This window comes from Dorea sp. AM58-8, assembly GCF_003464045.1.
Lineage (GTDB): Bacteria > Bacillota > Clostridia > Lachnospirales > Lachnospiraceae > Claveliimonas > Claveliimonas ammoniilytica.
Genome location: NZ_QSDM01000037.1, coordinates 1 through 11,963, shown reverse-complemented (window position 1 = coordinate 11,963; position 11,963 = coordinate 1). Strand labels below are relative to the sequence as shown.

The window sequence follows — 11,963 nt, the reverse complement described above, 5'->3', positions numbered from 1 at the left end:
GTGTGCTTGGCAGTCTCAGAATCCGGACGGATACAATGCATAATCTATATTGTTAAGAATTTAAAGACGCTGTGAAAGCTTGAACATAAGACTTTCACAGCGTCTTTTTGGAGGGATAGAAGATATCAATATCCTCAGTTTATTTGTCCTGCGCTGACAGCTTCAGCCGGTCAGCAGCCGTTTCTTTATAGAATTTCATCAATGACGTTTCCAGTAACAGGGTGAAACGTTCGTCATCATCTCCCCTTAATGCTTTCAGAAGTTCCGGTTGTTCCATGAGAGAGCCGATGATCTCACTGACGATCGGAGCCGATACCTGATCCGGGTCATTTTCCGGGATAAAGGTTACAATTGCGCCAAGAATAATCCGCGCATTCTCATAAATTGGTGGTTCCAGGTGAACATAGCCAAAACATGGATGCATGATATCCGGACTTTTGCCATGCAGGAGCAGAGCATGGAACGGCTTCATATATGTGTCGGCAATCTGATCTCGCTTCTTCAGGATCTCATAAAAATGTGATTCCATTTCCGGAGTATCAGAAAATAGTGATGCGGCGTATGTAAGAATCTCGTGACGCTCCTGAAGCACCGGTGCGCGCCCGATCCGTATGTGATCCAACAGATACTCAATCTCTGCACCTGTACGGGAGACGAAATGAATATCCTTGCGTGTAAAAGAGGTCTCCGGTACTTTCTTCTCTGCATGTGGTCTGCGATCACTTTTCTGTGACAGGATCAACTGGAACTTGGAGTCTAACAGCATCCGGTCCTGACGGTTCAGCAGTGGGCTGACATAGATATAGCGATAAGTAGTATCTAATCTGACCGTAGAAATAATCAGATCAATGTCGTTTTGCGCCAGTTCTTCCGGTTCGATATGGAACGCTGATGTGGTGCCGCGGATATCCAGATCCGGGTAAGCCTTGTGCAGATTCTCGGCAAGCAGTCTGGAGCTTCCGATACCGGTCGGGCATACGATGATAACCGAGATGCGTCTGGCAAGCTTCGCCCGTCTGTCCAGTGCCATGGAGAAATATATGGATATGAATCCGACTTCGCTTGGCGGAAAAGACGGCAGCCCATAGCTTGCGGAAAGCGAGATACATCCGGCGGTACATGCCTGATATATTTCATCGTAACGGTTCTGTATATCCTCTAACAGTGGATTCTCGATCGGGATGCCGGCACGGATACGTCCGATAGCCGGCTGGATGTGCATGCCAAGTTCTCTGGCGAGCTGCGGATCACTGCCAAAATCAATATCCAGAATCTCGCTGACATTTTGGATAAGGGCAAGGGTAATCTGGTGTACGTCAAAGTCGCGCTTGCTGGTCAGATCTCGTTGCTCCGCTGACCAGATCCGGATTCCGGTAAGGAAGATGGCAAGATATCTGGTCTCGCTCTCGATGATCGGCAGCCGAAACGTCTGTCGTAGCTTCTGCATCAGATATTCTGCCACAGCAAATTCCGGTTCCATGGTCAGGTCTTCAAAAGCAGCTTCCTCTGCGGTAATATATTCTCCCTGACGGATCCGGCAGACACTGTAGGACAGATACATGTTGAGCCGAAGATAGCCGTTGTCAGACAGATTCAGATGCAATGTGCGTGCTCCGTCGCTGACGATTTGCGCCACGCTGTCAGTAATGGATTCGGAAATCTCAGCTTCCGGAATCGCTTTCTGATCTTTTAAATGTGAAGTAACGGCCTGGCGTCTGGCAGTTTCGCTGCCTGTAAGAAAGATGCCAAGCCCCTGCCTGCGTACCAGGCGCAGATGATATTTGTCAAACCATTTTTCAATCTGATTCAGGTCGCTGGTAAGTGTGCCTTCGGAGATGCCGAACTGATCCATGAAAGTCAGAGACTTGACCGGTTCTCTGGCAAATAACAGGGCGTGCAGTAATTGTCGCTGACGGTTGTGTCTGTCGTCAGCGGATGGAATATCAGTGCCTGTGGCATCCAGCAGAGTAAGAAGCTCTCTCCTTCGGTCGTCTGGTTCGTCTAAGAACAGACCTACACTGCGCTTACGGACAAAACGGAAACCCTTAGCGGTGAGCCATTTTTCCACAGTGGGGAGTTCCCTCTGGATGGAACGGCTGCTGATATGAAGTTCATCGGAGATGATCGCGGTTGTGATCGGCTTGTCCTGTGGAAAGCGGATCAGTACCCGGATGATATCCCCGGAACGCTTGGTGAGCAGCATAACGAACGTCCTCCTCGTTTCATTCCTTAGTTTTGTTCTTTCATTCGTTACATATAGTATAACCTATAACCGACATAATGACAAAGGGAAAAAGGCGGTTTGTCACAAAGTGTTTGCGCCAAAGTTGCAATATCATTTGTTTGAAAATAACCCAGAGGTATTTTAATATAAAAGCATAGAAACAAGATGTTATCTGTTTATGGAATGAAAGGAGACTGTAACTATGAAAAACAAAATCCAACGTTTTGGAAAATTCCTGAGCGCAATGGTAATGCCGAATATCGGAGCATTCATCGCATGGGGATTTATCACAGCACTTTTTATTGAAGCAGGATGGCTGCCAAATGCAAAGCTGGCAGCACTGAACGGACCAATGTTAAACTACCTTCTGCCGATCCTGGTAGCTTATCAGGGTGGTAAGCTGGTCGGAGGAGACCGTGGTGGTGTTATCGGCGGCATCGCTGTTATTGGTGTTATCGTAGGTGCACCGGATTATCCGATGCTGATGGGTGCTATGGTAATGGGACCTGTTGGCGGATGGGTGATCAAGAAATTTGACAAGGCAATGGAAGGTCATATGCCTGCAGGATTTGAGATGCTGATCAATAACTTCTCAATCGGTATACTTGGTATGATCCTTGCAATCATCGGTTCTTATTTGATCGGACCATTCATGGCTGGTATACTGGTTGTACTGACAGCCGGAGTTGACGTACTGGTTAATCACGGATTACTCCCGTTGGCAGCAATCTTTATTGAACCTGCTAAGGTTCTGTTCCTGAATAATGCAATCAACCATGGTATCTTTACACCAATCGCAACACTGCAGGCAGAACAGGCCGGAAAGTCAATCATGTATATGCTGGAAGCTAATCCGGGACCGGGACTTGGAGTTCTACTCGCATACTGGGCATTCAGCAAAGATAAAGCAACAAAAGATTCCGCACCAGGAGCAATCATCATTCACTTCCTGGGTGGTATCCACGAAATTTACTTCCCATATATCCTGATGAATCCGGTTGTGATCATCGCACCAATCGTAGGTAATATCTGTGCCATTACATTCTACACAATTACAGGTGCCGGACTGGTTGGACCTGCATCACCAGGATCCATCATTGCATTCATGTCAATGGCTCCAAAGGGAATGGGCATGGTTATCACATTCCTTGGAGTAGCAATTGCAACAGCAGTATCTTTCCTGATTGCATCACCAATCGTTAAGATGGCAGATCACAAGAGTCTGGAAGATGCACAGGCAAAGAAGGACAGCATGAAAGCAGAAGCGAAGGGACTTACAACAGTATCCGGAGCCGATGTACAGGCAAAAGATATCAAGAAAATCGTATTTGCATGTGATGCAGGTATGGGATCATCCGCAATGGGAGCTACTAAGTTCAGAAACAGAATTAAAGATCTGAATCTTGGCATTACCGTAACGAACACATCTGTAGACAATGTACCGGCAGACGCTAACGTAGTTGTATGTCAGGAGATCCTCAAGGATCGTGCAGCTAAGAGCGCACCGCAGGCAAGACTGATCACTCTGGAGAACTTCCTTGCAGATCCACATCTGGATGCATTGTATGCAGAACTGGAAACACTGACAACAGGTAAGACAGCAGAAGCAGATAAGGCAGAAGCACCTGCTGAAGAAAAGAAAGAGACAAAAGCAGGAATTCTTGTTCCGGAAGGAATCAAGACAGGATGTGCAAGCGTAGATAAAGAAACAGCAATCCGTGCAGCAGGACAGCTCCTGTGTGATCTGGGATATGTAGATGCTAATTATATCGATGCAATGGTAGAGCGTGAGAAGATTGTTACTACATACATGGGAATGGGAGTAGCAATTCCACATGGTACATCTGATGCGAAAGAGACCGTTAAGAAATCTGGTATCGTAGTTATGCAGTACCCGGATGGAGTACAGTTTGGTAATGAGAAAGCAAACCTGATCATCGGTATCGCAGGTGTGGGTGATGAACATCTGGAAATCCTTGCAAATATCGCAGGAAGTCTGGAGGATGAAGCACTTCTTGAGAACCTGAAGAAGAACGCAGACGCAGATACAATTATGAAAACATTTGGCTAATGCCACAATCGGGGGCTTTTGCCCCCAGCATCATATATAAAAAGAAGGAGAGAGCATCATGAAAAAAGCAGTACAGTTTGGTGCCGGCAATATCGGACGTGGATTTATCGGAGCATTACTCAGCCAGTCAGGATATCAGGTGGTATTTGCCGACGTAGCAGAAGCAATCATTGACAAGATCAACGAGGATAAGACTTATACCGTTCATGTTATGGACGTAGATTGTAAAGATCAGAAAATCGAAAATATCAGCGGTGTGAATTCTACAAAGCCAGAGGCGATTGATGAGATCGCATCCGCAGACCTGGTAACTACAGCAGTAGGTCTTGTGATTCTTCCGCGCATCGCACCGACGATCGCGCAGGCTATTGAGAAACGTATGGAAAATGGCGTGAAAGAGCCTATGAACATGATCGCCTGCGAGAATGCCATTCGTGGAACCTCTCAGCTGAAAAAAGCAGTATATGAGAATCTGAGCGATGCCGGAAAAGCATATGCTGATGAGTATGTAGGATTCGCTGACTGTGCAGTAGACCGTATCGTACCACCGGTTAAGAGCGAAAACTTCATCGACGTAGTAGTAGAAGAATACTTTGAGTGGGACGTAGAAAAGTCAGGACTGAAGGGAGAACTTCCACAGATCGAAGGTATGACACTGGTCGATGATCTGATGGCATACATTGAGCGTAAGCTCTTCACACTGAATACAGGACACTGCATTACCGCATACCTTGGAAATCTGCGTGGAATCCCGACCATCGATAAAGCGATCGCAGATGAAGAAATCTTCGGAATCGTATCAGCAGCTATGAAAGAAAGCGGAGCTGGACTGATCAAGAAGTATGGCTTTGATCCAGAGAAACATGCAGCTTACATTAAAAAGATCATCGGCAGATTCAAGAATCCATATCTGCAGGATGATGTAACAAGAGTAGGTCGTGAGCCTCTTCGTAAGCTGAGCCCGACAGACCGTCTGATCAAGCCTATGATGACAGCAGCAGGATACGGACTTCCGGTAGATCATCTGGTAATCGGAGCAGGTGCAGCATTGCATTATGATAATCCGAACGACAAGCAGAGTGTAGAACTTCAGGAGAAGATAGGAGCCCAGGGCGTACGTGCCGCTGCAGCAGAGATCACAGGACTGACAGATGAAGGACTGCTTGACGCAATCGTAGCAGAATACGAAAAACTGAATTAATAAGGATTGAAAAATCCCTGAGCGAAAATCGCCAGTTACCGACAGAGTCGGTGCTGGCGATTTTTTATGTGCGCCTGGCGGCGCACGTCGCTAAAGGATGTTAGATCGTTCGATTGTTATGCTGGGAAAACATAGAATCGAAAAGTTACATAAAATACTTGAAAAGCTCATGTAAATATGATAACATACAGAAAAGATTACGTCGTATATCTGTTATAACTATATTTCTTTAAAGAATCTTTATTTTACCCAAATATAATTGACTTGAGTTATTTGTATGTATAGAATAAAAGGAGAGTGAGCTTCATCATATGCTGGGAGTTATATTTTCGGATAGATTGAATGGAAAAGAAAAAGTGAAGCTGTTACAAGAGGATTTGCAGATATATGTAAGTGATGAAATGAAAGAGGAGTTGGATGTCATGTGTAATTTGTCTTATGGAATTGAAGAAAGAGGAAGAGCAGAAGGAAGATTAGAGGCAACTATTGAAGCAATTCAAAAAATGATCAAAAAGAATTATTCCAATATGGAGATACAAGAGTTTTATGACGTATCAGATAGTTTTATTGAAAAAATCAAGATAGATAGTACGAATGTAGTATCAATCTAAGGTGGTTTTCGCCATTGACAAATGACTGGAAGTAATGGTACGGTTATATAGTTACAGGAAAAGTATGGAGACATTTTTGTTGTCTCTGAATGATTAAAAAAGTTTAATACCGAGGTGCGAAAGATGAGTGTACAGGAAATGAAACCGATCAAAGAAGGAAAAGTCAGAGAGATCTATGATAATGGTGATACTATGATTATGGTTGCTACAGACCGAATCAGCTGCTTTGATGTGATTCTTCACAATACCGTAACCAAAAAAGGAACCGTACTTACTCAGATGTCCAAATTCTGGTTTGATCTGACACAGGACATTCTGCCAAATCACATGATTTCTGTAGATGTTAAGGATATGCCTGAATATTTCCAGCAGGAGAAATTCGATGGTAACAGCATGCTTTGTAAGAAGCTGAATATGTTGCCGGTAGAGTGTATTGTGCGTGGTTACATTACAGGAAGCGGATGGGCGAGCTACAAAGAGACCGGAAAGGTATGTGGTATCGAGCTGCCAGAAGGACTGAAAGAGTCTGACAAGCTGCCGGAGCCAATCTACACACCATCTACAAAAGCAGAACTCGGTGATCACGATGAGAATATATCATTTGAAGAGAGTATCGAGTATCTGGAGAAACGCTTCCCTGGCAAAGGTGAAGAATACGCAACCAAGTTAAAAGAGTATACCATTGCGCTGTATAAGAAGTGTGCAGAGTATGCACTGAGTCGTGGAATCATTATCGCAGATACCAAGTTTGAATTTGGTCTGGATGAGGATGGCAATATCATCATCGGCGATGAGATGCTTACACCGGACAGCTCAAGATTCTGGCCATTAGAAGGGTATGAGCCGGGACACGGTCAGCCATCATTTGACAAGCAGTTTGCAAGAGACTGGCTCAAGTCTAATCCACATGATGACTGGACACTGCCACAGGATATCGTAGATAAGACCATTGGCAAATATCTTCAGGCATATGAATTGCTGACCGGAAAATCCCTCGCATAAGGAGAACTTTATGGAGAAAAAATCAATTGAAGAAATGGCTGCGGACATCAAAGTGATCCGTGAACTTGCATCCAGCGGAACGATGCTTCAGGATATTAAGAATCAGCTGGGTGTATCAGAAGAATATGTAAGTGCTATCATGCTCTGCCTGCAGGGTTATCAGGAAGATGATGACATGGCTGTAGCAAGACTGGTAGAAATGAGCTTATAAGAATATTGAAATGAGACTCCCCTGTGGACTGAAAAGTCTGCAGGGGATTTTTGAACCTTTGGGTACTTCGACTGATTGTGCAACAAGCATAAAAATATTGAAAAACTAAAAATCCCCACCTGATACTGTTGACATATAATTAAAGTAGTGATAATATCATATGTAATCTATATAAGCGTTTGTAATCGCTCGTTCGAGCAAAATATAATGATCAAAGACGTCAAAATGGTAAAGTCGCCAATAATCAAAACCAAGTGAATGAAATGGTAAAGTGTAAAGCTACAGGCTTCTTGAAAGTTTGTATGCTTAAAACGGTTGCAGAAAAGAATGATTTGTAGTATATTGGCTATAGAAGTATCACAAACGAACCTCTTTTCTGCATGGAAGGGGGAAGTTTCCATTGAGGAGCTTCTTGTATGCAGGAAGAGCATATGAACAGTTGGTGCCAGACAGAGGACGTTATAGGAAAAAACGAATTGCACTTCCATATCCAGAGTTTTATACATTTTATAACGGTAAGGAAAAATATATAAAAGAAACAATGCTTCGCTTATCAGATTCGTATAAACAGGATCGGAATTCAGAAGCTATGCTGGAACTCATAGTTCGTGTTATTAATATTAATCTGGAAGAGCAGCATGAAATTTTGGAAAAATGTCCAATACTTAAAGAATATAGTCAATTAATGGCAATGATACGTGATAACCAGTGTCAAGGGAAGAAAGATGCATACAAAATAGCAATTCAGGAATGTATCAGTCAAGGAATACTAAAAGAGTACTTACAAAGAAAAGGAAGCGAGGTATGCAATATGTTAATAGCAGACTACAATTATGAATTAGATATGGAAGTTCAGAGAGAAGAAGCGAGAGAAGAGGGATTCGAGGAAGGTAGAATGGCAGGTATGGAGAAAGGAATGGCAGAGGGAAGAGTAAAAGGCATACGAGAAGGACGTAAAGAGATGATACTAAAAGTATACAGCGATGGAAAAACAATAGCAGAGATCGCGAATTTTCTTGGAGAGCCTGTAGAAGAGATAGAAAAGATTATCAATAGTTGCGAGTGGAGACGATAATATAAATCCCGAGCCCCTTTAATCTTGTATTAGAGGGGCTCATATCTTACATCTCAAAGTACCGCTTTGCTTCGTCAAGTCTTCCTTGGAATGCTTCATAGAAGTCTTCGCAAGGCGCGAGGTAGAACTGCTGCAGTACGTACATACAGATGGAACGTATCTGTGTCTGATCCTCCATTCCGGCAATCCGTTCCTGAAGTGCTTTGAGGAAATAGTGCCAGTCACTGATGAATTGCTCGTAGGTGCGTATATCATCGGTATCCAGCCATTTATAGACTTTGATCTTGGCTTTGGACGGCTTCGGACATTCATGCACCTGCAGGAAATACCGGAAGCTGTCGTTTTCGTAGAAGCGTCCCAGAGGGAAGAGCCTGCAGATGCCAGGTCGGTATGCGTGGATGCTGCATCGACCCTGCCCGTTTAAGAATGGACAGGCATCGGCGCTTTCGGTCATCTTGAGGTTGGGGAGGATTAATCCATCTACGACATTCAGTTCTATATGCTGGGATAAAAGCGCTTCAAATGGAACACCAAGCCCTGTAGTAAGGCGGTGAACATCCAGCGGATCGAGGACGATAGACTTACCCATGCCCCGGCAGCAGGCGGAACATCCTTCACAACCCTTACAGTCAGCCTTTACCATATCATTCGCATCATATAATTTGCCGTCGGAGATCTCCGACAGATCTACATTTCGTAACATAGTACTCCTTTACATGAATACAGACCTCAGACAATACTGAGGCCTGTTTTTCTTCTTTGAAATTGCAATGCCATATCGCATTAAAACCGGTATTGCTTAATATTTTTATAAATGATCGCCGCGCTTCACATAACCCGGATGCTCCGGCGTACCCTTCACTTCTTTGATGTGATTGATACGTACATGCTTATCTACAACTACATTCTCCAGAACGGTATCCTCACCGATGACTACATCCGGAAGGATTACGCAGTTCTTCACTACGGCACCTTTTTTGATGATACAGCCACGGCTCAGAATGGAGTGGTCAATCGTGCCTTCGATGCGGCATCCGTTGGAAATAACAGATGCTTTGACATCTGCACCCTCCAGATACTGTGTCGGACAGCTGTCGCTCGTACGTGTATAAATCGGCCAATCCGGATCGAACAGGCTGCGAGCGGTCTTGAGATCGATCAGAGACATGCTGGTGTCATAGTAACTCTTGAAATCAGTAATAGATCCAAAGTAACCACGATGAGCCACGCCACGGATATCCAGTTCATTGCACATGAGATTCACCCAATCCATCAGAGAGTACATGGCAGATGTGTTATGAGCCTTCTTGATCATATCAATGAACAGGTCACGTCTCATGACATAGGTTCCTGCAAAGATCTGGCGATTCTTCGCTGTTCCACGGTTTGGTGTAATGGAAAGTACACCTTTTTGACGATTCAATTCCAGTGTCTGACAGGTTAAGAATTGTTCCTTTGCATTATCGGTAGAGTGATACAGCAGGGTAATGTCTGCGCCAGACTCGATATGCTGGTCAAGCAGTTCCTTGCAATCCTGCTTGAAGATCATACAGCTGGAGGCGACGATCACATAATCATGGCAGGAATTCTCGATGACTTCGATATTGTCCATGTAAGCAGAGATATCATTGCTATACAGACTGTCCAGTTCATCCTCTGCAAAGAGCAGATGCAGTCTGCCGCGCTTGGAGTTGATATTATATTGACGTCCGGTTCCCAGATGCTCGGCAAGTGAACGCGGTTTCCAGCGTGTGTATACGTGGATGTTTTCCATGCCGCTGTTACTGAAGTTAGAGATTGGAAAATCGATCACACGGTATCTGCCCAGGAAAGAGATTGCTCCGACAGACCGGTAATCCTGCAGACCGGCTACTTTTGTAAGATTGCTGGCAAAATTAATAATACCCAGTGCACTGCTCATATTATTCTTCCCCCTTTACACGTTTTGCTATTAATTCGATGTGTTCGCTGTCAGGAGAACCTACAACTGCACCGGCACCGATCCGTACGCCGTCAGCAATCAGAGCGCGGGTGACTACGGCACCTTCTTCTACGATAACATTCGGCATCAGCACCGAATCAATGATCTTAGCTTCCGGGGCAATGCGTGAACCTGTAAAGAGCACGGAATTCTTGACCTCTCCCTCGATCACGCAGCCCTGATTGATATACGCATGGCTGACCTTGGCATCCTCACCGATATACTGTGGCAGAGAATTAGTATCCTCTGTGTAGATCTTCCAGGTCGGATCACTCAGATCCAGCGGACTTGGAGTCTCTATGAGATCCATGTTGGCTTCCCAGAGAGAATCGATCGTACCAACATCCTTCCAATATCCTTTGAACTTATAAGCCATCAGCTTACGCTCGTCTGCCAGAAGTGCCGGAATGATATCCTTACCAAAATCATGGTTAGATTCGGCATTCTTCATATCAGCTACCAGCATCTTGCGAAGCAGCTTCCAGTTAAATATGTAGATACCCATCGAAGCCAGATTACTCTTCGGCTGCGGCGGCTTCTCTTCAAACTCAACAATGCGTCCATCTTCATCCGTATTCATAATACCGAAACGGCTGGCTTCCTTCATAGGAACCTCGATAACCGCGATGGTCGCATCGGCATTATGCTCTTTGTGATAAGAAAGCATCTTGTCATAATCCATCTTGTAAATGTGGTCGCCTGAAAGCACCAGCAGATACTCCGGACCGAAACCATCGATGAAGTCGATATTCTGGGAAATCGCGTCTGCCGTACCTCTGTATACATCCAGGTTGGCATCCGCTTTCTCGCGCGGCGGCAATACGAAGACGCCACTGTCCTTGGCATCCAGTCCCCAACGACCGCCTGCAGCCACATAACTGTTCAGGATAACGGATTCATACTGTGTTAATACTCCCACTACATCAATACCGCTGTTGGCACAATTACTAATCGGGAAATCGATGATTCTATATTTTCCACCGTAGCCTACTGCGGGTTTGGCAACTTTATTCGTTAGTTCGTGCAAGCGAGAACCACGGCCGCCGGCCAGGATCATCGCTAACATTTCGTTGTGCTTCATAAAAATAACCCCTTTCCTTTCAATAATACTATAGAAATATTGTACAACTTTCTGAGGTTTATTTCTATAGAAATTGTGAAATAAAACCATTAAATTTAGGGGTGGAATATTGACATATCGAAAAATGGTAAAGAATACATAAAGCTTGTATTAAATGCCAAACAGTGTCAAAAATCGGGGGGGGGTGTATTTACAAGCGGTAAAGGAAACGGTAAAATAAAACAAGAATTTGCTAAAATTATTCTGATTCTAAAGTGCAACAATGAATGCGAGGATGAGAATGACCATCGATCCAGAGGAGTATGGTTATGAAAGACATAAGAGGTTACAGACAGAATGATATAGATGATATAGATAAGGTAAGGCAGATTGTATGAAGTGGTATTGCGCCATCTGCCTTTTTTATTGTATGCCTATACAATAAAACCACCTGCTATGCTGGTGGTTCCCCTTACGGCTTTAGCCCTAGATAAGAAAACCTCCAATGATATAATAAGTGTGGGTCC

The 11,963-nt window shown here is 44.3% G+C and carries 10 protein-coding genes; 6 read left to right on the top strand and 4 right to left on the bottom strand.

Features of this window, described 5'->3' with window-relative positions; all coding sequences use genetic code 11:
* Positions 1-139: 139 nt before the first annotated feature.
* The gene (locus DXA18_RS15025) at positions 140-2,203 is read right to left on the bottom strand and encodes a PRD domain-containing protein (protein WP_118384544.1); all 2,064 of its coding nucleotides are present in this window, start codon (positions 2,201-2,203) and stop codon (positions 140-142) included.
* Positions 2,204-2,426: 223 nt separating this feature from the next.
* Here DXA18_RS15025 and DXA18_RS15020 point away from each other — a divergent pair, with 223 nt between their 5' ends.
* The 6 genes from DXA18_RS15020 (at position 2,427) to DXA18_RS14995 (ending at position 8,395) form a co-directional block, all read left to right on the top strand.
* Complete coding sequence (locus tag DXA18_RS15020; RefSeq protein WP_118384543.1) at positions 2,427-4,295, top strand: PTS mannitol transporter subunit IICBA; 1,869 nt, start codon at positions 2,427-2,429, stop codon at positions 4,293-4,295.
* Positions 4,296-4,353: 58 nt separating this feature from the next.
* Positions 4,354-5,496 (top strand): mannitol-1-phosphate 5-dehydrogenase, encoded by a 1,143-nt coding sequence (locus DXA18_RS15015; protein ID WP_118384542.1) that lies wholly within the window; start codon positions 4,354-4,356, stop codon positions 5,494-5,496.
* Positions 5,497-5,807: 311 nt separating this feature from the next.
* On the top strand, positions 5,808-6,107 hold the full coding sequence (locus DXA18_RS15010) for a hypothetical protein (protein WP_118384541.1): 300 nt from the start codon (positions 5,808-5,810) through the stop codon (positions 6,105-6,107).
* 123 nt (positions 6,108-6,230) lie between these two features.
* Positions 6,231-7,109, top strand: a complete 879-nt coding sequence (locus DXA18_RS15005; RefSeq protein ID WP_118384540.1) for a phosphoribosylaminoimidazolesuccinocarboxamide synthase — start codon at positions 6,231-6,233, stop codon at positions 7,107-7,109.
* 10 nt (positions 7,110-7,119) lie between these two features.
* Complete coding sequence (locus tag DXA18_RS15000) at positions 7,120-7,320, top strand: hypothetical protein (protein ID WP_118384539.1); 201 nt, start codon at positions 7,120-7,122, stop codon at positions 7,318-7,320.
* 412 nt (positions 7,321-7,732) lie between these two features.
* A complete protein-coding gene (locus DXA18_RS14995) occupies positions 7,733-8,395 on the top strand; it encodes a hypothetical protein (protein WP_118384538.1) in 663 nt (220 codons plus the stop codon).
* A 46-nt stretch (positions 8,396-8,441) separates the two neighbouring features.
* On the opposite strand, the gene DXA18_RS14990 is transcribed toward DXA18_RS14995, so the two are convergent.
* From DXA18_RS14990 to DXA18_RS14980, 3 genes are all read right to left on the bottom strand, one after another.
* Positions 8,442-9,098, bottom strand: a complete 657-nt coding sequence (locus tag DXA18_RS14990; protein WP_118384537.1) for a YkgJ family cysteine cluster protein — start codon at positions 9,096-9,098, stop codon at positions 8,442-8,444.
* A gap of 105 nt (positions 9,099-9,203) precedes the next feature.
* Entirely contained in the window at positions 9,204-10,316 is a 1,113-nt protein-coding gene (glgD, locus tag DXA18_RS14985) for a glucose-1-phosphate adenylyltransferase subunit GlgD (protein WP_118384536.1), read from the bottom strand.
* Position 10,317: 1 nt separating this feature from the next.
* Entirely contained in the window at positions 10,318-11,457 is a 1,140-nt protein-coding gene (locus DXA18_RS14980) for a glucose-1-phosphate adenylyltransferase (protein ID WP_118384535.1), read from the bottom strand.
* Between the last annotated feature and the right edge of the window lie 506 nt (positions 11,458-11,963).

Coding starts and splice junctions, on each gene's coding strand:
- DXA18_RS15025 (WP_118384544.1), bottom strand. CDS start 2,203: ATGCTGCTCACCAAGCGTTCCGGGGATATCATCCGGGTACTGATCCGC.
- DXA18_RS15020 (WP_118384543.1), top strand. CDS start 2,427: ATGAAAAACAAAATCCAACGTTTTGGAAAATTCCTGAGCGCAATGGTA.
- DXA18_RS15015 (WP_118384542.1), top strand. CDS start 4,354: ATGAAAAAAGCAGTACAGTTTGGTGCCGGCAATATCGGACGTGGATTT.
- DXA18_RS15010 (WP_118384541.1), top strand. CDS start 5,808: ATGCTGGGAGTTATATTTTCGGATAGATTGAATGGAAAAGAAAAAGTG.
- DXA18_RS15005 (WP_118384540.1), top strand. CDS start 6,231: ATGAGTGTACAGGAAATGAAACCGATCAAAGAAGGAAAAGTCAGAGAG.
- DXA18_RS15000 (WP_118384539.1), top strand. CDS start 7,120: ATGGAGAAAAAATCAATTGAAGAAATGGCTGCGGACATCAAAGTGATC.
- DXA18_RS14990 (WP_118384537.1), bottom strand. CDS start 9,098: ATGTTACGAAATGTAGATCTGTCGGAGATCTCCGACGGCAAATTATAT.
- glgD (WP_118384536.1), bottom strand. CDS start 10,316: ATGAGCAGTGCACTGGGTATTATTAATTTTGCCAGCAATCTTACAAAA.
- DXA18_RS14980 (WP_118384535.1), bottom strand. CDS start 11,457: ATGAAGCACAACGAAATGTTAGCGATGATCCTGGCCGGCGGCCGTGGT.